Here is a 24,309-nt window from a genome sequence, read left to right as displayed (position 1 = left end):
TGTCGCGGGCCCCGGTGCGGTGGGGGAATCCGTTACGGCAGCACGATCGGGAAGGTGCGCCTCGGCGTCTCGAGAAGGCCGTGGAAGGTCGAGAGCACAGTGACGTCACCGTCCACCGTGATGGCACCGGAGCCGATCGCCTCGGGGAAGGAGACGCGCTGGGCCAGAGCCCGGTCGAGCGTGGCGCGCTCCAGGCGGAGGGTCAGCTGGGGTGGCTCTTCGCCCGGTGCGTCGCCTCGCATCGGGGTGAGCACTCCGTTGCCGACCAGCAGCGTCCACGTCTCGTCGGTGTCCGTGAACTCCCAGCGCAGCAGCAGCCGATGGGCCGCAGCGCGCGGGCCGTCCAGCCGGACCGCCAGGGAGTCGAAGATCTGCCCGGTGGAGAGCGCCGCCAGCATGTCCACGCTCTCGGCTCGTGGCGCGCCCTTGGCGCGCTTCTCCTGGCCGGCCTCCCGCAGCTCCTTGGCGCCCGTGAGATAGATGTTGCGCCAGGTGCCGTTCTCCTGGGCGAAGCCCAGCTGTTCGTACGTGGCGATCTGCAGCTCGCGGGCCGAGGCGTGCTCGGGTTCGGCGAACAGGACATGGTTGAGCAGTTCGGCGGCCCAGCGCAGGTCGCCGTCCTCGAAGGCCTCTCGGGCCCTGGCGACGGTGGTGTCCGCGCCGCCGATGGCGGCGACATACCGCTCGGCCTGCCCGACCGGTGGGTGCGGCCACAAGTGGGCCGGGTTGCCGTCGTACCAGCCCATGTAGCGCTGGTAGACGGCCTTGACGTTGTGGCTGATGGATCCGTAGTAGCCGCGCACGTTCCAGGCCCGGCCCAGCTCGCCGGGGAAGGCCTGGATCTCCTCGGCGATCTCGGGGCCCGTCAGGCCCTGGTTCATCAGGCGGACGGTCTGGTCGTGGAGATAGGCGTAGGCGTCGCGCTGCTGGGTGAGCATGCGCATCACCGCGTCATGACCCCATGTCGGCCAGTTGTGGGAGCCGATGAGGGTGTCGGTCCCGTCGAACAGCTGGATCGATTCGGTGATGTACGACGCCCAGGCGTGGGCGTCGCGCACCTGGGCGCCGCGCAGCGTGAGGACGTTGTGCAGTGAGTGGTTGACGTTCTCGGCGATGAGCAGGACGCGGTGGTCCGGCAGGTGGAAGTTCATCTCCGAGGGCGCCTCGGTGTCCGGGGTCAGCTGGAAGACCAGCCGGACTCCGTCCAGGACAAGTTCCTGGCCCGTCGCCGTGATGCTCTTCGTCGGTGCGATCAGGCCGACCGTTCCGGTGGACAGGGCCTGCCCGAGACCGAATCCGACCGATGCCCGTGCTCCGACGGGCAGCGAGCGCCCGTACATGTAGACGGCGCGGCGCAGCATCGCGGGGCCGGCGAAGACGTTCTCGCTGACGGCGTGGTCCATGAAGCCGTCGGGCGCGACGACATCGCAGTCCCCGGCCCGGACCGCCTCGTCGGTGGTGACACCGAGGACTCCGCCGAAGTGGTCGCCGTGGCTGTGCGTGTAGATCACGGCCTTGACCGGGCGCTCGCCACGATTGCGGGTGTAGAGCCCGAGGGCCTCGGCGGCGACCTCTCCGGACGTCAGCGGGTCGACGACGACCACCCCGGTCTCGCCCTCGATGATCGTCATGTTGGAGACGTCGAGGCCGCGGACCTGGTAGATGCCGGGTGCGGCCTCGAAGAGTCCCTGGGCGGTGTTGAGCCGGCTCTGCCTCCAGAGGCTCGGGTGGACGGTGTCAGGGCAGTCGTTTTTGTTCAGGAAGTCCCAGCGGTCGTTGTCCCAGACGACCCGGCCCGCGTCGTTGCGCACGACGCAGGGCTCCAGCTTGTCGATCAGGCCACGGGTGGCGTTGGTCTGGTCGGTCGTGTCGCCCCAGTCGAGTTCGGGTGTGGCGGTCATCGCTCGCATTCCTCGTCGTTGATGGCCCTGGAGGGCGCGGTGATGCGGGTCCAGACAGCGCTCTCGCCTACGTCGGCGGCCCGCATACCGAGGCTCTCGGCCCAGCTGCGCTCCGAGGCGACCGCGTCGCGCCAGGACCACAGCCGGCGGGTGAGGCGGTGCAGCGGATACTCCTGGGTGATGCCCATGGCTCCGTGCAGCTGGTGTGCGATCCGGGCGATCTCTGTCGCCGCGGCGGCTGTGGTGATCCGCGCGATCTCGTCGGCGCCGGTGAGTGGTGCCGCCTCGCGGGCCAGAGCCAGCGCGGCGTCGGCCTGGACGAGCTGGACGCGCATCCGGGCGAGGTTGCCGGCGACGGCCGGGATCTTCAGCAGGGGGGCGCCGAACTGCTTGCGCTCGGAGACGTACGTCCTGGTGAGTCGGTAGGCGCCGTGGGCGGCGCCCAGGACGGCCGCCGACCAGAGGAGGGCGAGCCGTTCCCGTACCTCTCCGTACGCGGGGGCGCCTTCGACGGCGGTGACGGGTGTGCCGGCGAGGACCACGGTGTCGCGGGGCTCCCCGGCGAGGTTGTCGACCTTCCGGAGGGTCACCGTGGCGTCGCCCAGGTCGACCAGGAGCGGTGTGACGCCGGGTGCGCACAGCACCAGGCGGGTGGCGTCGCGGGCCCACGGCACGGAACTCAGCTCGGCGTCGACCGTGCCGGACACCGCGTCGGGCGCCGCGTCGAGCAGGAGGACCGTGGAGAGGCCGTCGTCGAGCCTGCCTGCCTGGCCGAGGACCCAGTCGGCGGTGGACGCCTCGATGATCGGGACGCCGATTCCGTGTCCGGCGAGCGACTCGACCACCACGAGCAGGTCGTCGAAGGAGCCGCCGGAGCCGCCCCGGTCCTCGTCGAGCCCGACGCGCGGCAGACCCAGCTCGACGAGTCCTGCCCACAGGCCGGGACCGCCGGCCGCTGCCAGGTCGTCGATGAGGTTCCGCAGTTCGTCGATGTACTCGCTCCGGCTCATGAACGGGCCTCCTGTCGGGCGATGAGGGAGAGCAGGACCTCCGCCGAGCCCCCGCGCAGGCTGAAGGCGGGTGAGGCGAGCAGCGCCTGGCCGAAGACGCCGTCGAAGGACGGGTCCTGGCACAGGTCGGTGCGGCGGAGCGCCTCGATGACGTCGTGCTCGAAGGCGTTACCGAGGTACTTGAGGGCCGCGGCCTGCTGTACGGGTGCCTGACCGGCGTCCATGGCGCCGGCCACGTCGAAGCAGAGCCGGCGCAGCACCGCGAGACGGGCCACCAGCGAACCGAGGAGCGCGTGCAGTTCGCGGTCGTTCCGCCGGCGGGCGGTCTCGGCGATCAGCTCGACCAGGACGGGATAGCTGGACAGGGCGCGCTCGGCGCCGCCGCGCTCGAAGGAGAGCTGCTCGACGACCTGCTTCCAGCCCTGGTCGGCCTCGCCGAGTATGCGGTGCGCGGGGACGAGGACGCTCTCGAAGCGGACCTCGTTGAAGTGGTGCTCGCCGGCCAGGTCGACGATCGGTGTGACGGTCACACCCTTGGTGTCCATGTCGACGATGAACTCACTGAGGCCGTCGTGCTTGCGCTCGCCGCGCGTGGTGCGCGCGAGCAGGTAGGCGTGGGTGGCGTGGTGGGCCTGGGTGGTCCAGATCTTGTGGCCGTTGACGAGCCAGCCGCCCTCGACCTGCTCGGCGGTGGTCTTCACCGAGGCCAGGTCGGATCCGGCCTCCGGCTCGCTCATGCCGAGGCAGAAAACGGCCTCGCCGGAGGCGATCCTCGGCACGATCTCCTGCTGGAGCCGGCGTGTGCCGTGCCGGAGGACCGCCGGCCCGATCTGCCGGTCGCCGATCCAGTGCGCGGCCACCGGGGCGCCCGCTCGGAGCAACTCCTCGGTGACAGCCAGGCGTTCGACGTTGGTGCGCCCGGCTCCGCCGAACTCCTCGGGGTACGTCATGGCGATCAGCCCGCGTGCGGCGAGTTCCTTGCTGAACTCCAGGTCGAAGGAGCGCAGCCAGGAGTCGCTGCGGGGTGTGTAGCGTCCGGCGTCCCGCCATTCGGCGGTCAGCTCCCGGACCTGTGTGCGCAGTTCGGCGCAGGAGTCCGTTCCTGGGGTGTGGTCCATGGTGGCCTTTCGGGCAGGCGGTTCGGGTGTCAGCGGCCGGTGAAGACGCCGGGGCGCTTCTCCTGGAAGGCCGCGAACGCCTCCTGCGAGTCCTGGGTGGAGGTGATGACGGCCATGTGGGAGGAGATCAGGTCCAGTGCGGTCCGCAGGTCGTGGCGGGCGCCCTGACGGACGGCGCGCTTGATGGTGCGGATCGCGACGGGCGGCCGTTCGGCCAGCCGGGCGGCGTAGGCGTACACCGCGTCCATCAGGTCCTCGTCCGCGTGGACCTCGTCCACCAGGCCGATGCGCAGCGCCTCGTCGGCGCCGACGAAGTCGCCGGTCCACAGCATGCGCAGCGCGGTGGAGGTGCCGACGGCGCGGGGCAGGAGCCAGCAGCCGCCGTCGCCGGGGACCAGGCCGACCTTGATGTAGCCCTCGGAGAAGCGGGCGCCCCGGCCGGCGAAGCGCAGGTCGCACAGGAGCGCCATGTCCATCCCCGCGCCCACGGCGGGGCCCGTGACGGCGGCGATGACCGGCTTGTCGACGTCCTCGAGTGCGAGCGCGACGCGGTGCACGTGCTGGGTCAGCAGTTCCTTCTCGCCCAGCGGGGCCCGCTCTTCCCCCTTGAAGGCGGAGAGGTCGACGCCGGAGCAGAAGGAGTCGCCCGCACCGGTGACCACGATGACCCGTACTCCGGGGTCACCCTGTGCCTGGGTCAGGGCGTCGGCCCAGGCGTGCACCATGTCGATGGTGAAGGCGTTCTTCCGCTCGGGGCGGTTGAGGAGGATGGTCGCGATCCCGTCGCGGACCGTGTACTCGAGATCGGCCATCGCCGTCCCTTTCTCTAGTGGATACCGGCCCGCAGCTCGCGCTTGAGGACCTTGCCGTTGGGGTTGCGGGGCAGTGCGTCGACGAAGTGGACCCGTCGGGGTTTCTTGTACGAGGCGATCCGGTCCCGGGTGAAGTCGGCGAGCTCCCGCTCCGTGGGGCGGTCCGTACCCTGGCGCAGGACGACCACTGCGGTGACTGCCTCGCCCCACACGTCGTCGGGGACGCCGACGACCGCCACCTCGGACACCGCCGGGTGCTCCGCGAGCACCGACTCGACCTCGGTCGGATAGACGTTCTCGCCACCGCTGACGATCATGTCCTTGATGCGGTCGGTGAGAAACAGGTAGCCGTCGGCGTCGAGGTAGCCGCCGTCACCGGTGCACAGCAGGCCCTCGGAGTCGTACAGCGCGGCGGTCTCCTGGGGCCGGTTCCAGTAGCCGGGCGTGTTGTGGCGGGAGCGGATCCGGATCTCGCCGGCGGTCCCCGGCTCGACCGGCCTGCCGGTCCCCGGCTCGACCGGCCTGCCGGTCTCCGGGTCGGCGATCACGACGTCGACGCCGCGGCGGGGCCTGCCGACCGATGTCAGCAGATGCCGTTTGTGGCCGTCGGGCGCATGGTCCTCCGGCGGCAGCTGCGTGACCGTGCCACCGCCCTCGGTAAGTCCGTACTTGCCCATGAAGTGGCAGGCGAAGAGGCCCATCGAGCGGCGCAGCAGGGCGGGGGTGATCGGCGCGGATCCGTAGGTGATGAGCGTGAGACGGGAGAAGTCGCGCCTCTCCACCCCGGGCAGTTCGGTGAGCAGGTGCAGGACCGAGGGGACCAGGAAGGCGTGTGTGACGCCCTCCTGCTCGATGGTCTCGGCCGCCGTCTCGGGAGTGAAGTCCGGGAACATCAGGCTGTTGGCGCCGGCGGTGAGCGCCACGCGCAGCCAGCCGAGCCCTCCGATGTGGAACATCGGCAGGGCGTTGAGCGCGACGGACCCGGGCTCCCAGAGGTACTCCCGCAGCTCCGTGGTGTCGGCGTAGAAGTTGCCGTGGGTCAGCAGGACGCCCTTGGGGACGCCTGTGGTTCCCGAGGTGTAGATCTGCAGGAACACCTCGTCGGCATCCGCGGCGGTACCCCGGCCCGGATCGTCGTCCGGGTGGGCGGCGAGCCAGGTCTCGTACGCGGGCACGCCTGGATCCTCGGAGGGGCCGATGACGACCAGCCGCAGCGTGGGCAGGGCCGCGCACACGGCGTCGGCGGCGGCGCGGAACTCGGGTTCGGCCAGCAGGACCGTCAGCTCGGCGTCCTGGGCGACAGCAGTCAACTCACGCACGGTGAGGCGCCAGTTGAGGGGTACGGTCACCAGTCCCGCCTTGGCGGCACCGACCAGGATCTCGCCGGCCTCGTTGCGGGTACGGGCGAGGAACCCGATTCGCGAGCCGGCGGGGGTCTCGACGAGCAGCGCACGGGCTATCCGGTTGCTGCGGGAGTCCAGTTCGGCATAGCCGACGGTGCTCCCGTCGCACGTGAGCGCGGCGGAGGTGCCTCGCTCGGTCGCGTGGAGGCGGACGGCGTCGGGCAGGTGCAGGCCCATGAATGGGTCCCTCCATCGTCGTTGGCAGAGGATGCGGGCGGTACGGGGTGGAGCCGGTTCGGTCCGGACCCGGCGGCATACGTCAGCCCTTGGGACCGCCGGCGACGTAAAGGATCTGGCCGTTGACGAATCCGGCCTCCTCACGGACGAAGAAGGAGACCGCCTGGGCGATGTCCTCGGGGCGGCCGCCCCGGCGGACCGGGATGGCCTTGGCATACCGGTCGGTGAACTCCTCGAAGGTGATGCCCATGCGCTCGGCGGTGGCCTCGGTCATCTCCGTGGCGATGAAGCCGGGGGCGACGCAGTTGACCGTGACGCCGAAGGGTCCGAGCTCGATCGCCAGGGTCTTGGTGAGGCCCATCAGCCCGGCCTTGGCCGAGGAGTAGTTCGACTGGCCCCGGTTGCCGAGGGCTGCGGACGAGGAGAGGTTGACGGTGCGGCCCCAGCCGGCGGCGGTCTGGTGGCGCTGTACGGCGCGTGCCATCAGGAAGGCGCCGCGCAGGTGGACACCGATGACCGAGTCGAACTCCTGGTCGGTCATCTTGAAGAGGAGATTGTCCCGGATGATGCCGGCGTTGTTCACCAGGACGGTGGGGGCGCCGAGTTCGGCCGTGACGCGGGCGACGCCCGCCTCGGCCTGTTCGGAGTCGGAGACGTCGCAGCCGACGGCGAGGGCGCGGCCGCCCTCCTTCTCGACGGTCCCGACGGTCCTGGCACAGGCCGCCTCGTCGAGGTCGAGGACCGCCACGGCGAATCCGTCACGGGCGAGGCGGGCGGCGATCGACGCGCCGATTCCCCGGGCGGCGCCGGTGACGACGGCGACCTGCTGAGCGGAGTGGGTCGTGGACACAGTTGCTCCCTGTGGCAGTGTGGGGGGCCTACTTGGGGGCCATGCGAATGGCGCCGTCGAGGCGGATCGTCTCGCCGTTGAGCATGGGGTTCTCGATGATCGAGGTCGCCAGGTGGGCGTACTCCGAGGGGTCGCCGAGCCGGGAGGGGTGCGGGACCTGGGCGCCGAGCGCGTCGAGGAACTCCTGCGGCTTCTTGTTGAGAAGCGGGGTGGAGAAGAGGCCGGGGGCGATGGTGACGACCCGGATCTTCGCCGCCGCGAGGTCGCGGGCGATCGGGAGTGTCATGCCCACGATGCCGCCCTTGGACGCGGAATAGGCGCACTGGCCGATCTGGCCCTCGAAGGCCGCGGCGGAGGCGGTGTTGATGATGACACCGCGCTCACCATCGGCCTCCTCGGTCTTCGCCATCTCGGCCGCGGCGAGGCGCAGCACGTTGAAGGTGCCGATCAGGTTGACGCCGACGACGAACTCGAAGTCCTCCAGGGCGTAGGGCGTGCCGTCGCGGCCTACGGTGCGGCCGCCCTTGCCGAGGCCCGCGCAGTTGACCGTGATGCGCAGCGGCGCCAGGGCCGCCGCGGTCGCCACGGCGCGGGTGGCGTCGTCGGCGCTGCGGACATCGCCGGCGACGAAGTGCGCGCGCTCTCCGAGTTCCTTGGCGCGCTGCTCGCCCTGGGAGGTGGGCAGGTCGAGGAGGACGACGTGCGCGCCCTGGCCGATCAGGCGTTCGGCGGTGGCGAGGCCGAGGCCCGACGCGCCACCGGTGATGACTGCGGAGACTCCGTTGATCTGCATGGTGAGGTTCCGTTCCCGGTTCAGAGGCCGATGGACTTGGCGATGATGGTCTTCATGACTTCGCTGGTCCCGCCGTAGATCCGCATGACGCGGGTGTCGGCGTAGAGGCGGGCGATCGGGTACTCGAGCATGTAGCCGTATCCGCCGTGCAGTTGGAGGCACTTGTCGATGACGCGGCTCGCGGTCTCGGTGCACAGCAGCTTCGCCATGGCCGCGTAGTCCGCAGACAGTTCGCCCTGGGCGTCGCGCTCCAGGGCTTCGTACGCCATGAGCTTGGCGGCCTCGACCTCGGTGGCGCACTCGGCAAGCACGAACTTGGTGTTCTGGAAGGCGGCCACAGGCTTGCCGAAGACTTCGCGGTCCCGGGTGTACTCCTTGGCGAAGGACACGGCCGCTTCGGCGGCGGCGGACGCCTGGACGGCGATCACGAGGCGCTCGCGTGCGAGGTTGCGGCCGAGGTAGAAGAAGCCCTCGTCCTGCTCGCCGAGCAGGTTCTCCACCGGCACCTTCACATCGGTGAAGGAGAGCTCGGCGGTGTCGGAGGCGTGCAGGCCGATCTTGTCCAGGCTGCGGCCGACCTCGAAACCCTCACTCCCGGTCTCGACGACCAGGATCGACAGACCCTTGCGACGGTTGTCCGCAGGGGCGGGGGACGTACGGCAGACGACCAGGACCAGGTCGCACTGCGTACCGCCGGTGATAAAGGTCTTGGCGCCGTTGAGGACGTAGTGGGTGCCGTCCTCTGAGAGGACGGCCTTCGTCCGGATGCCGGCGAGATCGGAGCCGGTACCGGGCTCCGTCATCGCGATGGACAGCATGAAGTCGCCGGAGACGCAGCCGGGGACCCAGCGGCGCTTCTGCTCCTCAGTCCCGAAGTGCAGGAGGTACGGCAGGATGATGTTGGAGTGGGTCATCGCGGTGCCGATGGTGGCGCCGGCCCGGGCGACCTCCTCGGCGAGCACGGCACCGAAGTGGTGTCCGGCCTGGGCACCGCCGCCGTACTCCTCCGGTACCTCCATGCCGAGCAGGCCGAGCGCGCCGAGCTTGCGGTAGAAGTCGCGGGGGACGGCCTTCGCCGCCACCCAGTCCTGCAGGTGCGGAACCGCTTCTTTGGCGAGGAAGTCACGGACCACCTGTCGGAACGCCTGGTGCTCCTCGTTGAATACCGTGCGCGGCATGGGATCCTCTCTCACGATCTGTGGTTAGCCAGTTTTTACTTTCACCACCCACGGCCCTGCTGTCAAGAGACTTCGATCCCAGATCAGGACCTGGACATGATGGTTAGCTTGGAATAACTTAATGCTGCCCGTCACCCCTCTCTCAGGAGCAGCCCATGCGTGACGCAGTGATCGTCGATGCCGTGCGGACCCCCGTCGGCAAACGCGGCGGTTCCCTCTCCGGCATTCACGCCGTCGACCTCTCCGCCCATGTCCTGACCGCCCTCGCCGAGCGCAACGGCCTCGACCCGGCCTCCGTCGACGACGTCATCTGGGGCACTGTTTCCCAGGTCGGCGAACAGGCCGGCGTCGTCGGCAGGTTCGCTGCACTCGCCGCGGGCTGGCCCGAGTCCGTGCCCGGGGTGTCCGTCTCGCGCGCCTGTGGCTCCTCCCAGCAGTCGGTGCACTTCGCCGCCGGACTGGTCATCGCCGGCCAGTACGACATCGCCGTCGCCGGAGGCGTCGAGTCGATGAGCCGGGTTCCCATGGGCGCCGCCCGCGAGGTTCCAGGGACGGGCCAGGCCTACGGCCCACTCGTCCTCGACCGCTACTTCCCCGACGGGCAGGGCACCTTCGACCAGGGTGTCGGCGCCGAGATGATCGCCGAGCAGTACGGATTCAGCCGCGCTCAACTCGACCAGCACGCCTTGGACTCGCACGAGCGGGCCGCCCGGGCCGTGGACGAGGGCCGCTTCAAGGCACAGATCGCTCCGGTCACCGTCACCGGCGCGGACCACACGACGCGCGTCTTCGACACCGACGAGGGCGTGCGGCGCGGATCGACCCTGAAGAAGCTGGCAGCCCTCAAGACCCCCTTCAAGGCTGACGGCGTGGTGAGCGCCGCGAATTCCTCCCAGATTTCCGACGGCGCCGCCGCGCTGCTCATCACCACGAGCGAGATCGCCCGCCGGAACGGCTGGACCCCGCTCGCCCGGGTCCACACCGCGGTCCTCGCCGGCGTCGATCCGGTCACCATGGCCCTGGGGCCGGCCCCGGCCACAGCCAAGGCCCTCAGGCGCTCGGGCCTGTCCCTCGACGACATCGGCGCCTTCGAGATCAACGAGGCGTTCGCCCCGGTCACCCTGGCATGGCTGAAGGAGACCGGCGCGGACTACGAGCTGATGAACCCCCTCGGAGGTGCGATGGCGATAGGCCACCCGCTCGGGGGCTCCGGTGCGCGCCTGATGACCACACTGGTCCACCACATGCGCGACAACGGAATCCGCTACGGCCTCCAGGCGATGTGCGAGGCCGGAGGCATGGCCAACGCGACGATCCTCGAGCTGGTCTGAACCGTCCACCCGGGTACGGAGAGGGGGTGCTGCCCACCGGGCAGCACCCCCTCTCCGCGCGCTCACCTCACGTCACGCCAGGCCGACCTCCGCCAGGACCTCCCGGGTGTGCGCGCCGACCACCGGCGCGGGCCGCGGTGTGCCCGGCGGGGTGCCCTGGAAGCGCGGGGCGGGGGCGGGCTGGAGCACACCACCCTCCGTGTAGTAGGTACCGCGCGCCAGGTTGTGCGGGTGGGTGGCGGCCTCGGTCAGTCCGTACACCGGGGTGACACAGGACTGCGTGCCGTCGAAGGCCGCCGTCCACTCCTCGCGGCTCCGTCCGGCGAAGATCTCCGCCAGGCGCGCCCGCATGGCGGGCCAGCTGTCCCGGTCGTGCTGCCCGGCGAACAACGGGTCGCCGGTGAGGCCGAGGACCTGCAACAGGACCGCGTAGAAATGCGGCTCGACGCTGCCGACGGCCATGTGCCCGCCGTCGGAGGTGCGGTAGGTGCGGTAGAAGGGGGCACCACCGTCGAAGAGGTTGACGCCGCGGGCGTCCTCCCATCGGCCGATCGCCAGCAGGCCGTGGATGAGGGCGAGCTGGACGGCGGTGCCGTCGGTCATGGCGGCGTCGACGACCTGGCCTTCGCCCGTGCGTCGCGCGCTGACCAGCGCGGTCGTGATGCCCAGGGCGAGCAGCATGCCCCCGCCACCCATGTCTCCGACGAGGTTCAGGGGGAGGGGCGGGTTCTCGTCCGCGGCGCCGAGCGCGCCGAGCGCGCCCGCGACGGCGATGTAGTTGATGTCGTGGCCGGGCGCCTGGGCGAGCGGACCGTCCTGGCCCCAGCCGGTCATCCGGCCGTAGACGAGTTCGGGGTTGCGGGCCAGGCAGATCTCCGGGCCGAGGCCGAGGCGTTCCGCGACACCGGGGCGGAAACCTTCGATGACGGCGTCGGCGGTGTCGATGACGGCGAGGACGGCCTCGACGCCCGCCGGGTCCTTCAGGTCGAGGGCGACCGAGCGGCGGCCCCGGTGCAGAATCGGATGCTTCGACGCGGTGCCGGCATCGGCGGGCCGGTCGACGCGGATGACTTCGGCGCCCTGGTCGGCCAGGAGCATGCCGGCAAAGGGGCCGGGTCCGATGCCGCCGAGTTCGACGATGCGGATGCCGGCCAGCGGGCCGGCCGGAGTGGATGCGGTACTCACTGGAGGTCGGCTCTTTCCGGGCGACGGGATGACGAAGGGCTCACAGGCCCAGATCCTTGGCGATGATCGTCTTCATGACCTCGCTGGTTCCGCCGTAAATGCGCGAGACACGGGTGTCCGCGTACAGGCGGGCGATCGGGTACTCCAGCATGTAGCCGTAACCGCCGTGCAGTTGAAGGCATTTGTCGATGACGCGCCCCGCGACCTCCGTACCGAAGAGCTTGATCCTCGCAGCGTCCGCGCCGGACAGTTCGCCCTCGTCGTCGAGTTCGATGCCCTTGTCGACGAGCGCCTGAAGGGCCTCGACCTCGGCGGAACACTCGGCGAGGACGAACTTGGTGTTCTGGAACGCGGCCACCGGCTTGCCGAAGACCTTCCGCTCCAGGACGTACTCCCGGGCGAATTCGATCGCGGCCGTGGCCGTGGCGACAGCGCCCACGCCGATCGAGAGCCTCTCGCGGGGCAGGTTCCGGCCGAGGTAGGAGAATCCCTTGTGCTGCTCGCCGAGAAGGTTCTCGACCGGGACCCTGACGTCGGTGAAGGACAGCTCGGAGGTGTCGGAGGAGCGCAGCCCTATCTTGTCCAGCTTCCGGCCGTAGTCGAAGCCCTCACTGTCGGTCGGGACGACCAGCAGGCTGAGCCCGTGGCGGCGGTCCTCGGCGGTGGCCGGGGCGGTACGTGCCGCGACGACACACAGCTCGGAGTTGCGGGCACCGGTGATGAAGGTCTTGGAGCCGTTGAGGATGTAATGGGTGCCGTCCGCGGAGAGCTCGGCGCTACTGCGGATCCCCGCGAGGTCGGAGCCCGTGCCGGGCTCCGTCATCGCGATGCACAGCATGATGTCTCCGGAGGCTACGCCGGGGAGCCAGCGCTTCTTCTGCTCGTCGCTCGCGAGGTCGAGCAGGTACGGCAGGACGATGCCGGTGGACACCCCGTAGTGGCCGAACGAGACGGCGGCGCGTGCGCACTCCTCGTTGATGACGACCTGGTACTTGTAGCTGGTCTCGCCGGCGCCGCCGAGTTCCTCGGGAACGTCGAAGCCCATCACACCGAGCGCTCCGAGCTTGCGGAAGATGTCGCGGTCGACGAGGTTGTCGTGCTCCCACCGCTCGAAGTGCGGTTTCACCTCCTTGGCGATGAAGTCCCGGATCATCGCCCGGAAGTCCTCGTGCTCCTGGGTGTAGAGGGTGCGCTTCATGTGTCGGTCCTGTCGTTGCTCGTTGCGGGGTCGAGGGCGGTGACGACGGCGGTGCCCCGGAGGGTCACCGTGCCGTCGGGCAGGGTGACCGCCAGGTCGAGGTGGGCCAGCCCGTCCTCGACCGCGGCGACCGTCCCGGTGCAGACCGGTGTCACGTTGACGGGTGTGATCGCGGAGAACCGCACACCGAAGGAGCGGATACGCCCCTGGGGGACCCAGTCGGTGAGCAGCCGCCCGAGGTAGGCCATCGAGAGCATGCCGTGGGCGAAGACGTCCGGGATACCTACTGCCGCGCAGGCGTCGGTGTCGATGTGGACGGGGTTGTGGTCGCCGGAGGCTCCCGCGTAGAGCGCGAGCGTGGTGCGGGTGACCTTCGGAGCCCGGATGGTGAGCGAGTCGCCCGCGTTCAGGGTGGTCATCACCGGCCTGCCTTTGGGTCGCGCACCACGATGGTGCTGGTGAGCGCGGCGATCGGTGTGCCGTCGCGTGTCACGTGGGTGTCGCGCACGACGAACTGGAGGGCACCGCCCTTCTTCGTGTAGATGTCCTTGACCTCGGTCGAGAACGTGAGGGTCTCCCCCGCGTACGCGGTGGCGTGGTACGTGAACTCCTGGCCGCCGTGCAGGACCGTGCGGACGTCGACGCCGAGTTCGGTCAGGAACCTGGCCCGGTCGGGGTTGTCCATCTCCAGACAGAACAGGAACGTCGGCGGAACGGGGAGGTCGCGGTGACCGGCGGCCTCGGCGGCCCGCAGGTCGGAATAGACCGGATCCGTCTGGCCGCAGGCCTGGGCGAAGAAGCGGAGCCTGCCGCGCTCGGCCTCGGTCGAGAAGACGGGAGTGCGGCTGCCGATGACGGCGGGATCGATGGCCATGGATCAGGGCACCTTCTCCTCCAGTTAGGTTATGGCAGATTCACTTTCTTTCTCATTGCGCCTACTGTCAAGGTCACCACCTACAGGAGATCACGATTACCTTCATTCACTCAGTGGAAAATTTTGCGGCATCGCGCGCCGGGTTGACCAACAGGAGCGCCGCCATCGCCCCGACGATCATCGTCACGCCGAGGACCATGAAGCCGTCCCCGTAGCCGAGCGCGACGGAGTCCCCGGAGTCCACCAGCCTGCCGACGACCAACGGGGCCACGACCCCGCCGAGGCTGTAGATCCCGGTGACGATCCCGAAGACGGTGCCGCGCTGCTTCGCCGGCGCGACGTCGGCGAGCCCCGCGAAGGCGACTCCGTACCCCGCGGAGTTCAGACAGGACCCGAGCACGAGCAGCACCATCTGCGGCACACCCCGGTCCAGCGAGGAGAACGCGATGGTGCACACCCCGGAAGCCAGGACCATCGCACCGGGCAGGACACCCCGGGTCATTCGGCTGCCCACACCCCGCCTGGTCAACGCGGCCGAGAGCACGCCGACGAGAATCACCGCAATCGCCGAGCCCAGGTAGGGAAGCGCGACCAGGTTCCCGGCCGTGGTGGCGTCGTAGCCGAGCCCCTCCTGGAGGTAGAGCGGCAGCCAGCTGACCTTGACCGAGGTGTTGGCGTAGGCGACGAAGAACAGCAGGGACATCCCTATGAGCGTCCCGGTCGAGAACAGACGCCGCAGCGGAACCCGCTCGGGAAGTGCCGGTGCCGTCACGGCACCGTGGCCGCCACCCTGCGCGTCCTCAGGACCGGAATCGCCGCCGCCCAGCCAGAGAACGGCGACCAAGGCGCCGCAGGCGGCGAGCGCCGCGAACGCGGCGTGCCACGAGTACGTGAGGATGACCCAGGTCAGCACGGGCGCGGCGATCAGCGGGCCGATACCCGCCCCGGCGACGACGATCGAACTGGGGATCGCCCTCTTGTGTGCGGGGAACCACGAGTGCGCGACCTGCATCGCGAGCGCAGTGGTCGGCCCTTCCGCGAGGCCGAGCAGCACCCGGCACGCGACTATGGCGGTGAAACCGACCTGGGCCGCCATCGGCGCGAGACTCAGGGCCCACAGCGCCGCGATGCCCGCAAGGAGCCAGCGGGCCCGCACCTTGCCCCCGAGCCAGCCGCCGAGGACGGACCCGACGGCGAAGAGCCAGAAGAAGCTGCTCTGGATGACACCGAACCGGGCATCGTTCAGGCCCAGGTCCTCCTTCATGCCGACCCCGGCCAGACCCACGACGACCTTGTCGGCGTAGTTGACCAGCATCAGGCAGACCAGCAACGCGAGAACGGTCCATGCCTTGCGGCGCACACGGCCCGCGGCCACGCCCTCGGATGCGGACACTTCCTGCTGTTCGACAGCCATGACGGCCCTCCCTTGTCCAGCTGGGTAAATGTGGCGTGAAGTGAACCACCCCTAACTCACATGGACAAGGGACAACATCGATATCGCATGCCACTGGACGCGTGAGTGACTTTTCTCTAACTTGGCAGCGTTCAGCTCACGCGGAGGTGACGATGAACCCGTCGCGTACCGGTCCGCCGGCACGCCCCCCACGTCCGGTCCATCGGCCGCCGGGGCTCCACGACGAACCCGCCAGGAAGGGCGCCGGCCGGGTGCTGCGCCACGCGGCGGAGCTGCTCCACCCACGGCTCCCCGCCTTCGCCGAGTCGGCCCTGGCAGAGCTGCGCGGCGCCAGTTCCTACTACGGCAACCCCTTGCTGGCGCCACCCGACCTGAGGAAGTCCGCCCACACCGCACTGAGCCTCCGCCAACTTGAAACCGCAGGTCAAGGTGCTGGTGTGGAGTTCTCGGGTGCTCACGCTGGTCGTGGGCGGCGATCTGGGGTGTAGATCGTCTGGCAGGGGGGCTTTGCCGATGAGTTCAGCGTCCGTGAACGGTCTACCCAGTGACACGACCGTTCTCGACAGGAGTGCTATGTCCACCATTCAGCCAGTGATCCTGACTGCCGACCAGGATGTCCTGCTCGGCTTCTATACGAAGCTGTTCGGCGCCGAGGAGATCTTCCGGATACCGGAGGAAGGGCCGGCCTTCTACCGCGGCTTGCGCATCGGCGACACCGACCTCGGGCTGGTGGCCAAGCCGGAGCTGGGGGCCGGGGCGGTACCGCGGATGCTGCTCAGCATCGGTGTCGACGACGTCGACGAGACGCTCGGCCGCGTGGTTGCTCTGGGCGGCTCGGTCCGCAGCGGCCCCAAGGACATGCCGTGGGGACAGCGCGTCGCCCACATCAAGGACCCCGACGGCAACCCGGTGAATCTCACCCAGCCGATCCCGGCCCAGTGACTCTGTCCCAGGTGCTTGTGCTGGTCGTGGGCTGCCTTCGGCAGAGGTCATCTGCCCGCAGTGACCCCGACTTCGATGTTGGAGAATGAACGCGCCGCGGCGGCGCCGACGCTCGGACAGGTGGGTGGACGAGCGGTGATACTCATCCCGCACCGCAGGCCGGATGCGGAGGACACGAGGAGGACTGCTGACGATGGCGACCTACATCCTGATCCCCGGCGCCGCCGGCACCCCGTGGCACTGGCACCTGGTGGAGGCCGCGCTGCGGGACCGAGGCCACCACGTGATTGTGGTTGATCTGCCGAACGACGACGACTCCGCTGGACTGTCGGAGTACGCCGACGCGGTCGTCGACGCCGTCGGCGCGCGGGGCCGTGATGGCGGCGGTGTGGTGCTGGTGGCGCACTCCTTCGCGGGATTCACGGCACCGCTGGTGTGCGAGCGGGTGCGGGTCGATCGACTGGTGCTGGTGACGGCGATGGTCCCGGCACCCGGTGAGACGCCTGCGGACTGGTGGGCCAACACCGGTTACGAGCAGGCCCGGCGCGAGCGGGACGCGCACGACGAGGGCCGCGCACCGGACGAGACCGGTCTGTTCTACGGGGATGTGCCGACCGCTCTCGCGGCGGCGCTCGGTCGCCAGCGCCGCCAGTCGGGCACGCCCTTCGAGGATCCGTGGCCTCTGTCGTCGTGGCCCGACGTACCCACGACGTTCCTGCTGTGCCGCGAGGACCGGTTCTTCCCCGCCCCGTTCATGCGCCGGGTGGTACGAGAGCGTCTGGGGATCACCGCCGACGAGATCGACGGCGGTCACTACGTTCTCCTCAGCCGTCCTCAGGAACTGGCCGCCCGGCTGGAGGGATACGCAGCGTAGAACGCGTTCCACGTGCCGTTCGCAATCTTCGCCGAGTTGTCGGATTCCGCGAAGGCCCTTAGTCGTCTTCATGAAACACTCGAAAGGAGAACGGTCATGAAGTATGTGTTGTTCGTTGCCACCGACCCCGCTGGGGAACCGACCGACGAGAACCCACAAGCATGGGTCGACAGGTGGAACGACCGCGGCGTCCGGGTCGAGGGAATGCCGCTCAGGCCGGCCGCCGAAACCAGGACGGTGCGCGTCCGCGGCGACCGGGTGCTGGTCACCGACGGCCCGTTCGCTGAGACGACCGAGTGGATCGCCGGATACGACCTCGTCGAGGCCGCCGACCTCGACGAGGCGATCGAGGTCGCCGCGTCGCACCCGATGGCGACCGGCGGACGCATCGAGATCCGGCCGGTCGGACCGATCGGCCTCGGGCCGGGCACCGAGAACGTCCCGCACGAGGGTGACGCGCCCGCCTCCCGCTTCCTCGGGATCTTCCGGACGGACCCAGGCGCACCGCCCTTCACTCCCGAGCCCGCCGCGGTGGCCGACTGGGTCCGCGACGGTCTCGCCTCCGGCCGCTGTCTCGGCGGCCAGCACCTGCGTCCCGTCGAGGACGCCACACTCGTGCGCCGCCGGGGAGGGAAACTGCTGGTCACCCACGGCGCGTACACGGACGTGCCGGAATGGGTGTCCGGGATCGTGTTCGTCGACGGCGACTGGCAGGAGTCGATCAACTACCTTTCCCGCTGCCCCATGGCGCGGTCCGGGATCGCCGAGCTGCGCGAGTTCTGGACGGACCTCTCGTGAGGGCCGGGCCGGCACAGGTGCGGGCGGCGCTCGCCGAGGCGTACCGCGGCGAGTGGGGCGTCGTGTTCGGCACGATCGTGCGAATGACCGGCGACTGGGAGCTCGCCGAGGATTGCGCGCAGGAGGCGTTCGCCCGCGCCCTGCCGGCCTGGGGACAGGAGGGGGTGCCGCGCAGGCCGGGGGCTTGGCTGGTGACCACCGCGCGGCACCGCGCCCTTGACGTGCTGCGTCGCCAGGCGACCGAGCGCGGCAAGCTCTCCGAGGTCGCCGCGCACGAAGCGATCCGCGAACCGCAGCCGCCCGGGGACGAGCGGCTGCGGCTGGTGTTCACCTGCTGCCACCCGGCGCTCCCCCTCGAATCCCGGGTCGCGCTCACGCTGCGGGCGGTCAGCGGCCTGACCACGCGCGAGATCGCCCGCGCCTTCCTGGTCGGCGAGGACACCGTGTCGCAGCGGATCCTGCGGGCGAAACACAAGATCGCGGGAGCCGGAATCCCGTACAGAGTGCCACCACCCGGGGCGCGCGCCGAACGGCTGGACGGGGTACTCGCCGTCATCTACCTCGTGTTCACCGAGGGCTACGCACCGAGCGACGGCAGCACCGCCCGCGACAACCTCGCCGAGGAGGCCGTCCGGCTCGCCCGGCTCGTCGCGGCCGAGGCACCCGACGAGCCGGAGGCGCGGGGGCTCCTGGCGCTGCTGCTGCTCCAGCACTCAAGACGCGCCGCCCGGCTCGATGCCGACGGCGGGCAGGTCACGCTGGAACGCCAGGACCGAACCCGGTGGGACCGGACACTCATCGCCGAGGGCGTGGCCTTGGGCCGCGAGGCCGTCGCAGTGGACGGCCCGTACACGCTCCAGGCGGCGATCGCCGCGCAGCACGCCCTCGCCCCGGTGGCGGCAGCGACCGACTGGGCGGCGATCGTGGCGTTGTACGACCGTCTCCTCGCCCTGCGCGCGAACCCGGTCGTGGCGCTCAACCGCGCCGTCGCCCTCGGGATGCGCGACGGACCTCAGGCGCAGTTGAACGCTGTCGACGCCCTCTGCTCACCCAAGGCACTGGCCGGGAACCACGCCGTGCCCGCTGTCCGCGCGGACGCGCTGCACCGCCTCGGTCGCACCCGCGAGGCCGCGGAGGCGTACCGGGCGGCGGAGGCGATCGCCCCGAACCGGGCGATCGCCCGGGAGTACGCACAGCGGGCCGCCGAAGGGGAACTCGTCGGTTGACTCCGTACGGTGACGTTTCCTCCGCGGACCCCGCACGGTGGCCGTGTACTGCCCGTAGGCTCTGGGCGCCCTCGACCAGGAGTGCGTCGGACCATGCTCGACGTCAGCGCGCGATCCAAGCTGGAGCCGCTGCGCGGGAATCTACTCACCGACAGGCACGGCACATGAGTGAGGAGGCATTCACTTGCCGGCACGCATCCACTCTCCTGCAGTCACTGGCAGCAGGACCAAAGGTGTGAGCCAGTGATCACAACACCGCCCCGATGTTGTACTTTGCCCAGGTGACCGAGAGCGAGGGGCGAGCGGAGATGCAGACCGAGGGGACAAAGAGGAAGCCCGCGCGCAGACCTCCCGACCGCAAGGCCCGGATCGTCGCCGCCGCAGCCGGCCTTTTCCGCACCCGCGGTTACCACAACGTCTCCTTGGCCGATGTGGCGAGCGAGGTCGGGATCACCGCACCGGCTCTCTACCGGCATTTCCGCGGCAAGCCCGACCTGCTGCTCCACGTCGTGGACTCCACCGTCGCCGTTGTCGCCGCGTCCGTGGCGGCCGCCCCCGACCTGGACACCTACCTCCGCGTCTCGGCCTCGGAGGCCCCGGACCGCCGTGGGTCGGCCGTCCTGTGGCAGCGCGAAGCACGCCACCTGCCCGAGGGCCCTCACAAGGAACTGCGGCGCACCCTGAACGTCGTCGCCGAGGGAATCGGCGAGCTGATCCACTCGGAGCGCCCCGAACTTGACCACGCCGACCGCCAGTTGCTGGCCTGGTCCGTCCTGGCGGTGTACGGCTCCGTGTCCTGGCACCGTACATCCCTCCCCCGTCGCCGCTTCGAGGAGCTGCTGTACCGGCTCGCGTACGCCGCGGCACACTGTCCGCTCACCACCAGCCCGGCCGCGGAGGCCGCGCCGTCTCCCGGTGGTTACGCCGGCCTCGCGATGTCCCGGCGTGAGGAGATCCTCGTCGAGGCGATCCGGCTCTTCGACGAGCGGGGCTTCCAGTCGGTGAGCACCGACGACATCGGTGAGGCCGCGGGCGCAACGGGCCCGAGCATCTACAAGCACTTCCCGACCAAGACCGACCTGCTGGTCGCCGCCGTGAGGCGCGGCGGCGAACAGCGCCGGGCAGGCACGGCACGGGCCCTCTCCAGGTCCGGCACCCCGCGCGAGACGCTGGAGCGGCTGCTGCGGTCGTACGTCGAGTTCGCCGTGAGCCAGAGCCACTTGATCGGCCTGCTGATCGGCGAGCTCGACCAGTTGCCGGAGAAGGAGCGCAAGGAGGCACGCCAGACCCAGCGCGAGTACCTCGGGCTCTGGGTGCGGCTGATGGACGAGGTGCGCCCGGGTCTCGACCCGGGCGAGGCGAGGATCACCGTTCTCGCCGCCCTCACCGTCATCGACAACGCTGCCCGGACGGGAGCCTCCGGCGACCGCCCGGACCTCGCTGACCGCCTCACCGAGATCGGCGCCGCAGTACTGCTGGCGGAGGGGGAGACGCATCCCGTGTAAGGGGCGCTTCCTGCCGCTGTACGACCCACGACGTCGCGATGTTGACATACGGGCCGAAGGTCTCGGCCACGGCCCCGAGAGCGGGAGAGCACCTCTTGTCGGCCTCGGCCGGCAGGGCGTGCCGCTCGGCTGTGTCGGCGGTACGACAGCTCTGGGCCGAGCCCTCCCTGCGCGCCTACACCCTGGTCTGACTCCCGCTCGTCCGGACAAGGGGCCCGTGCCGCCGTGCGGCACGGGCCCCGCGCAGTCAGCTCCCCGCTGCGCAGCCCGGCGTCAGCTCCACAGCTCGCGGTCGCCCGGGTCGCAGATCTCGAGGACGACCTCGCCAGAGTCCGCGGCGGCCGCCACCGCCGGGCGCACGCGGTCCCCCGCCCACACCAGGTGTGCCGGCGTTCCGATGACACGGCAACGGAACATGAAGCCTTCGGGGAAGCGCACCAGAGACTCGTTGCGGGCGATTCGGCTGTAGCGGTGCACCACCGTCGTCCTGACCACCACACCGTGACCGTCGCTGCGTTCGTCGTCGAGGTCGCTCGACGCGCACACCGGGCACAGGAGTCTGCGGAAGGAGGCCGTACCGCACCACCGGCAGCGTTGATAGGTCAGCCCCGGTCCCTCACGCACCGGCGCCGTCGTCGTCTCGCTTGTCGACCGGAACACGTCGGACCCCCGCACTCGGCTGATGAGCGGCGCACGGTCGCGTCGCCGTTCAGCAAGATATGACACTGAGTGCCGAACAGTAAAGGCACTGAGTGCCACTCATTGCACTCACCCCTCCGCCAGCACGGACTCCACCTGCTGCACCACGCGCCACAGCGGGGCTCCCTTGCGCGCCACCATGACGATCACTTCATCGGCGTCGGAGCCTTCCGTGCTCTTTGTGCCCGCACTGCCCTGCGAGGCCTCCGGAACTCCGACGACCCCCACCTCGCCCAAAGTTCCGAGGGCGTGGTCGACTGCTGCGTCGGCATCACCTTCCCCGCCCGAACGCAGCCAGGACCGCAGGGCGTTGTTGTGCGCGGCGACCACCGCCGCCGCAACCACCTCGGCCCGCAGCGCACTGTCGGGCATACCGGCCCAGCACCCGCGGAGATAGCCGGCCAGCTTCCGTTCGTACCGTCGCACGACCGAGAGTTCATACGTGCGCAGCCCCGGCACCTCGCGCGTCAGGCGGTAGCGCTGCACCGAGAACTCAGGCTTCGCCGCGTACATGCGCATCACGATCCGGGCCGCGTCACACACCGCGCCGACCGGTTCCACGCCGTCGCTCGCCTCCAGGAAGGCAGTCATTTCGGCCAGGCAGCCCTCGTGGTCGGGGAAGACCGCGTCCTCCTTCGAGGGGAAGTACCGGAAGAACGACCGTCGTCCGACCCCGGCCCTCGCGACGATGTCGTCCACCGTCGTGCGCTCGAAGCCGCGCTCCAGGAAGAGCTGGAACGCCGCCTGTGCGAGCACCTCCCGCATGGGCACCTTGGGGGGATCGTCGGCCGTCGGCCCATCCGCGGACCCGCCGCGCTTACGCACCTCAGTCATGCGGGGAAACGTAGCACCGGGGGCATAGATTTGGCACTCAGTTCCTTTACAGAGTGCACTCAGTGCCATAGATTCGGTTGCATCAATCGCACGTCGTGCGACCGCCCCGTACGTGTAGGAGAGCCGGAGTGAGCCTGAGGATCGTTGTCTGTGTGAAGTACGTGCCCGACGCCACCGGCGACCGGCACTTCGCCGATGACCTGACCCTGGACCGTGACGACGTCGACGGTCTGCTGTCGGAGCTCGACGAGTACGCGGTCGAGCAGGCGCTGCAGATCGCCGGCGAGGCGGACGACGCGGAGATCACCGTGCTCACGGTGGGTCCCGAGGACGCCAAGGACGCGCTGCGCAAGGCGCTGTCGATGGGCGCCGACAAGGCCGTCCACGTCGAGGACGACGACCTGCACGGCACCGACGTCATCGGTACGTCCCTGGTCCTGGCCAAGGCGATCGAGAAGACCGGTTACGACCTGGTCATCGCCGGCATGGCGTCCACGGACGGCACGATGGGTGTGCTCCCGGCGCTGCTCGCGGAGCGTCTCGGCGTCCCGCAGGTCACGCTGCTCTCCGAGGTGTCGGTCGACGGCGGCACGGTCAAGGGCCGCCGTGACGGCGACTCCGCGTCCGAGCAGCTGGAGGCGTCGCTGCCGGCCGTGGTGTCGGTGACCGACCAGTCGGGCGAGGCCCGCTACCCGTCGTTCAAGGGCATCATGGCGGCGAAGAAGAAGCCGGTCGAGTCCCTGGACCTGGAGGACCTGGAGATCGAGGCGGACGAGGTCGGCCTGGGCGGCTCCTGGACCGCGGTGGACTCCGCGGCCGAGCGTCCCGCCCGCACGGCGGGCACGATCGTCAAGGACGAGGGCGAGGGCGGCAAGCAGCTCGCCGAGTTCCTCGCGGGCCAGAAGTTCATCTAGATACCGGCTCGCGGGCCGGAAGTTCATCTGAGCCCCGCCCGTCCCCGTCGCCGCCCCGCCTCTTTCGCACGCAGGAGATTGAAGTCCCATGGCTGAAGTTCTCGTCTATGTCGACCACGTGGACGGTGCCGTCCGCAAGCCCACCCTGGAGCTGCTGACGCTCGCCCGCCGCATCGGCGAGCCCGTCGCGCTCGCCCTGGGCAACGGCGCCGCCGACACCGCCGCCGCGCTCGCCGAGCACGGCGCGGTCAAGGTCCTGACCGCCGACGCGCCGGAGTTCGCCGACTACCTCGTCGTCCCCAAGGTCGACGCCCTGCAGGCCGCCTACGACGCGGTGTCCCCGGCCGCCGTGCTGCTGCCCTCCTCGGCCGAGGCCAAGGAGATCGCGGCCCGCCTCGCGCTGCGTATCGGTTCCGGCATCATCACCGACGCCGTCGACCTGGAGGCCGGTGACTCGGGCCCGGTCGCGACGCAGTCGGCGTTCGCCGCCTCGTACACCACCAAGTCCCGTGTCTCCAAGGGCACTCCGGTCATCACGGTCAAGCCGAACTCGGTCGCCGTCGAGGCCGCCCCGGCCGCGGGTGCCGTCGAGGCCCTCACGGTCTCCTTCTCCGCGACGGCCACCGGCACCAAGGTCCTCTCCCGCACCCCGCGCGAGTCGACCGGGCGCCCGGAGCTGACCGAGGCCGCGATCGTCGTCTCCGGCGGCCGTGGCGTCAACGGCGCCGAGAACTTCGGGATCATCGAGGCGCTCGCCGACTCCCTCGGTGCGGCCGTCGGCGCCTCGCGCGCCGCGGTCGACGCCGGCTGGTACCCGCACACCAACCAGGTCGGCCAGACCGGCAAGTCGGTCTCCCCGCAGCTGTACATCGCCTCCGGCATCTCCGGCGCGATCCAGCACCGGGCCGGCATGCAGACCTCGAAGACCATCGTCGCGGTCAACAAGGACGCCGAGGCCCCGATCTTCGACCTCGTCGACTACGGCGTCGTCGGCGACCTCTTCAACGTCGTCCCCCAGCTCACCGACGAGGTCAAGACCCGCAAGGGCTGACCCGAGTCCGTACCGGCTCAGAGGGCCCGTGGTGATGATCACCGCGGGCCCTCTGAGCTCCCATGGGCAGCCGGCACGCACGCGGACGAGCAGACGGACCGGAGCTGCCCACCCAGGCAGAGCATTCCCGCATGCCCCTATAACAGTTAAGTGGATCTCTCCGAACCGATTCGTCGTCTGAGGCACGGCCGGAGCCTTGGTGCGTCGAGCGGCCCGGCGCGG

The 24,309-nt window shown here is 70.0% G+C and carries 23 protein-coding genes; 8 read left to right on the top strand and 15 right to left on the bottom strand.

Features of this window, described 5'->3' with window-relative positions; genetic code table 11:
* Positions 1-32 precede the first annotated feature (32 nt).
* From OG488_RS34295 to OG488_RS34260, 8 genes are all read right to left on the bottom strand, one after another.
* Positions 33-1,901, bottom strand: a complete 1,869-nt coding sequence (locus OG488_RS34295) for an alkyl/aryl-sulfatase (protein WP_329236359.1) — start codon at positions 1,899-1,901, stop codon at positions 33-35.
* Positions 1,898-2,911: an acyl-CoA dehydrogenase family protein gene (locus OG488_RS34290; RefSeq protein ID WP_329236356.1), complete on the bottom strand. Its 1,014-nt coding sequence runs from the start codon at positions 2,909-2,911 to the stop codon at positions 1,898-1,900. The genes OG488_RS34295 and OG488_RS34290 overlap by 4 nt, the downstream gene beginning before the upstream one ends.
* The gene (locus OG488_RS34285) at positions 2,908-4,029 is read right to left on the bottom strand and encodes an acyl-CoA dehydrogenase family protein (RefSeq protein ID WP_329236354.1); all 1,122 of its coding nucleotides are present in this window, start codon (positions 4,027-4,029) and stop codon (positions 2,908-2,910) included. Before OG488_RS34285 ends, OG488_RS34290 begins: the two co-directional genes overlap by 4 nt.
* A 29-nt stretch (positions 4,030-4,058) precedes the next feature.
* Positions 4,059-4,841 (bottom strand): enoyl-CoA hydratase/isomerase family protein, encoded by a 783-nt coding sequence (locus OG488_RS34280; RefSeq protein WP_329236352.1) that lies wholly within the window; start codon positions 4,839-4,841, stop codon positions 4,059-4,061.
* Positions 4,842-4,855: 14 nt separating this feature from the next.
* Entirely contained in the window at positions 4,856-6,421 is a 1,566-nt protein-coding gene (locus tag OG488_RS34275; RefSeq protein ID WP_329236351.1) for an AMP-binding protein, read from the bottom strand.
* A gap of 82 nt (positions 6,422-6,503) precedes the next feature.
* Positions 6,504-7,271 carry an SDR family oxidoreductase gene (locus OG488_RS34270; RefSeq protein ID WP_329236349.1) on the bottom strand — a complete coding sequence of 256 codons (768 nt, stop codon included), beginning with the start codon at positions 7,269-7,271 and terminating at the stop codon, positions 6,504-6,506.
* Between the two features lie 28 nt (positions 7,272-7,299).
* Positions 7,300-8,064, bottom strand: coding sequence for an SDR family NAD(P)-dependent oxidoreductase (locus tag OG488_RS34265; protein WP_329236346.1), 765 nt, complete (start codon positions 8,062-8,064; stop codon positions 7,300-7,302).
* Positions 8,065-8,084: 20 nt separating this feature from the next.
* A complete protein-coding gene (locus tag OG488_RS34260) occupies positions 8,085-9,242 on the bottom strand; it encodes an acyl-CoA dehydrogenase family protein (RefSeq protein ID WP_329236345.1) in 1,158 nt (385 codons plus the stop codon).
* A 155-nt stretch (positions 9,243-9,397) separates the two neighbouring features.
* Here OG488_RS34260 and OG488_RS34255 point away from each other — a divergent pair, with 155 nt between their 5' ends.
* The gene (locus OG488_RS34255) at positions 9,398-10,573 is read left to right on the top strand and encodes a thiolase family protein (RefSeq protein ID WP_329236343.1); all 1,176 of its coding nucleotides are present in this window, start codon (positions 9,398-9,400) and stop codon (positions 10,571-10,573) included.
* 72 nt (positions 10,574-10,645) lie between these two features.
* Here the strand turns inward: OG488_RS34255 and OG488_RS34250 are convergent, their stop codons facing one another.
* From OG488_RS34250 to OG488_RS34230, 5 genes are all read right to left on the bottom strand, one after another.
* A complete protein-coding gene (locus tag OG488_RS34250) occupies positions 10,646-11,758 on the bottom strand; it encodes a CaiB/BaiF CoA transferase family protein (RefSeq protein WP_329236341.1) in 1,113 nt (370 codons plus the stop codon).
* Between the two features lie 40 nt (positions 11,759-11,798).
* Positions 11,799-12,956: an acyl-CoA dehydrogenase family protein gene (locus OG488_RS34245; protein WP_329236339.1), complete on the bottom strand. Its 1,158-nt coding sequence runs from the start codon at positions 12,954-12,956 to the stop codon at positions 11,799-11,801.
* Positions 12,953-13,375 (bottom strand): MaoC/PaaZ C-terminal domain-containing protein, encoded by a 423-nt coding sequence (locus tag OG488_RS34240; RefSeq protein ID WP_329236337.1) that lies wholly within the window; start codon positions 13,373-13,375, stop codon positions 12,953-12,955. The genes OG488_RS34245 and OG488_RS34240 overlap by 4 nt, the downstream gene beginning before the upstream one ends.
* Positions 13,375-13,830 (bottom strand): MaoC family dehydratase N-terminal domain-containing protein, encoded by a 456-nt coding sequence (locus OG488_RS34235; RefSeq protein ID WP_329236335.1) that lies wholly within the window; start codon positions 13,828-13,830, stop codon positions 13,375-13,377. Before OG488_RS34235 ends, OG488_RS34240 begins: the two co-directional genes overlap by 1 nt.
* Before the next feature lie 106 nt (positions 13,831-13,936).
* Positions 13,937-15,244 carry an MFS transporter gene (locus OG488_RS34230; RefSeq protein WP_329236333.1) on the bottom strand — a complete coding sequence of 436 codons (1,308 nt, stop codon included), beginning with the start codon at positions 15,242-15,244 and terminating at the stop codon, positions 13,937-13,939.
* A 573-nt stretch (positions 15,245-15,817) separates the two neighbouring features.
* On the opposite strand from OG488_RS34230, the gene OG488_RS34225 reads away from it, so the two are divergent.
* From OG488_RS34225 to OG488_RS34205, 5 genes are all read left to right on the top strand, one after another.
* Positions 15,818-16,186 (top strand): VOC family protein, encoded by a 369-nt coding sequence (locus tag OG488_RS34225; protein ID WP_329236331.1) that lies wholly within the window; start codon positions 15,818-15,820, stop codon positions 16,184-16,186.
* Positions 16,187-16,379: 193 nt separating this feature from the next.
* Positions 16,380-17,060: an alpha/beta fold hydrolase gene (locus OG488_RS34220; protein WP_329236329.1), complete on the top strand. Its 681-nt coding sequence runs from the start codon at positions 16,380-16,382 to the stop codon at positions 17,058-17,060.
* Between the two features lie 96 nt (positions 17,061-17,156).
* On the top strand, positions 17,157-17,858 hold the full coding sequence (locus OG488_RS34215) for a YciI family protein (protein ID WP_329236327.1): 702 nt from the start codon (positions 17,157-17,159) through the stop codon (positions 17,856-17,858).
* Positions 17,855-19,084, top strand: a complete 1,230-nt coding sequence (locus tag OG488_RS34210; RefSeq protein WP_329236325.1) for an RNA polymerase sigma factor — start codon at positions 17,855-17,857, stop codon at positions 19,082-19,084. Before OG488_RS34215 ends, OG488_RS34210 begins: the two co-directional genes overlap by 4 nt.
* Before the next feature lie 281 nt (positions 19,085-19,365).
* Entirely contained in the window at positions 19,366-20,589 is a 1,224-nt protein-coding gene (locus OG488_RS34205) for a TetR/AcrR family transcriptional regulator (RefSeq protein ID WP_329236323.1), read from the top strand.
* Positions 20,590-20,862: 273 nt separating this feature from the next.
* Here OG488_RS34205 and OG488_RS34200 read toward each other — a convergent pair whose 3' ends face one another.
* Both OG488_RS34200 and OG488_RS34195 read right to left on the bottom strand, forming a co-directional pair.
* Positions 20,863-21,249: a zinc ribbon domain-containing protein gene (locus OG488_RS34200; RefSeq protein ID WP_329236321.1), complete on the bottom strand. Its 387-nt coding sequence runs from the start codon at positions 21,247-21,249 to the stop codon at positions 20,863-20,865.
* 108 nt (positions 21,250-21,357) lie between these two features.
* Positions 21,358-22,053 carry a TetR family transcriptional regulator gene (locus tag OG488_RS34195; protein ID WP_329239207.1) on the bottom strand — a complete coding sequence of 232 codons (696 nt, stop codon included), beginning with the start codon at positions 22,051-22,053 and terminating at the stop codon, positions 21,358-21,360.
* Between the two features lie 197 nt (positions 22,054-22,250).
* Here OG488_RS34195 and OG488_RS34190 point away from each other — a divergent pair, with 197 nt between their 5' ends.
* Both OG488_RS34190 and OG488_RS34185 read left to right on the top strand, forming a co-directional pair.
* Positions 22,251-23,036: an electron transfer flavoprotein subunit beta/FixA family protein gene (locus OG488_RS34190; RefSeq protein ID WP_329225848.1), complete on the top strand. Its 786-nt coding sequence runs from the start codon at positions 22,251-22,253 to the stop codon at positions 23,034-23,036.
* An 88-nt stretch (positions 23,037-23,124) separates the two neighbouring features.
* The gene (locus OG488_RS34185) at positions 23,125-24,087 is read left to right on the top strand and encodes an electron transfer flavoprotein subunit alpha/FixB family protein (protein ID WP_329236318.1); all 963 of its coding nucleotides are present in this window, start codon (positions 23,125-23,127) and stop codon (positions 24,085-24,087) included.
* The last annotated feature ends 222 nt before the right edge of the window (positions 24,088-24,309 follow it).

This window comes from Streptomyces sp. NBC_01460, from assembly GCF_036227405.1.
Classification (GTDB): Bacteria; Actinomycetota; Actinomycetes; order Streptomycetales; family Streptomycetaceae; genus Streptomyces.
The sequence above is the reverse complement of the archived record's forward strand: the minus strand, read 5'-3'. Positions and strand labels throughout refer to the sequence as shown.

Excerpts from the sequence above, each read along its gene's own strand:
- OG488_RS34295 (WP_329236359.1), bottom strand. The coding sequence starts at position 1,901 with ATGACCGCCACACCCGAACTCGACTGGGGCGACACGACCGACCAGACC.
- OG488_RS34290 (WP_329236356.1), bottom strand. The coding sequence starts at position 2,911 with ATGAGCCGGAGCGAGTACATCGACGAACTGCGGAACCTCATCGACGAC.
- OG488_RS34285 (WP_329236354.1), bottom strand. The coding sequence starts at position 4,029 with ATGGACCACACCCCAGGAACGGACTCCTGCGCCGAACTGCGCACACAG.
- OG488_RS34280 (WP_329236352.1), bottom strand. The coding sequence starts at position 4,841 with ATGGCCGATCTCGAGTACACGGTCCGCGACGGGATCGCGACCATCCTC.
- OG488_RS34275 (WP_329236351.1), bottom strand. The coding sequence starts at position 6,421 with ATGGGCCTGCACCTGCCCGACGCCGTCCGCCTCCACGCGACCGAGCGA.
- OG488_RS34265 (WP_329236346.1), bottom strand. The coding sequence starts at position 8,064 with ATGCAGATCAACGGAGTCTCCGCAGTCATCACCGGTGGCGCGTCGGGC.
- OG488_RS34260 (WP_329236345.1), bottom strand. The coding sequence starts at position 9,242 with ATGCCGCGCACGGTATTCAACGAGGAGCACCAGGCGTTCCGACAGGTG.
- OG488_RS34255 (WP_329236343.1), top strand. The coding sequence starts at position 9,398 with ATGCGTGACGCAGTGATCGTCGATGCCGTGCGGACCCCCGTCGGCAAA.
- OG488_RS34245 (WP_329236339.1), bottom strand. The coding sequence starts at position 12,956 with ATGAAGCGCACCCTCTACACCCAGGAGCACGAGGACTTCCGGGCGATG.
- OG488_RS34240 (WP_329236337.1), bottom strand. The coding sequence starts at position 13,375 with ATGACCACCCTGAACGCGGGCGACTCGCTCACCATCCGGGCTCCGAAG.
- OG488_RS34235 (WP_329236335.1), bottom strand. The coding sequence starts at position 13,830 with ATGGCCATCGATCCCGCCGTCATCGGCAGCCGCACTCCCGTCTTCTCG.
- OG488_RS34230 (WP_329236333.1), bottom strand. The coding sequence starts at position 15,244 with ATGGCTGTCGAACAGCAGGAAGTGTCCGCATCCGAGGGCGTGGCCGCG.
- OG488_RS34225 (WP_329236331.1), top strand. The coding sequence starts at position 15,818 with ATGTCCACCATTCAGCCAGTGATCCTGACTGCCGACCAGGATGTCCTG.
- OG488_RS34220 (WP_329236329.1), top strand. The coding sequence starts at position 16,380 with ATGGCGACCTACATCCTGATCCCCGGCGCCGCCGGCACCCCGTGGCAC.
- OG488_RS34215 (WP_329236327.1), top strand. The coding sequence starts at position 17,157 with ATGAAGTATGTGTTGTTCGTTGCCACCGACCCCGCTGGGGAACCGACC.
- OG488_RS34195 (WP_329239207.1), bottom strand. The coding sequence starts at position 22,053 with ATGCGGGAGGTGCTCGCACAGGCGGCGTTCCAGCTCTTCCTGGAGCGC.
- OG488_RS34185 (WP_329236318.1), top strand. The coding sequence starts at position 23,125 with ATGGCTGAAGTTCTCGTCTATGTCGACCACGTGGACGGTGCCGTCCGC.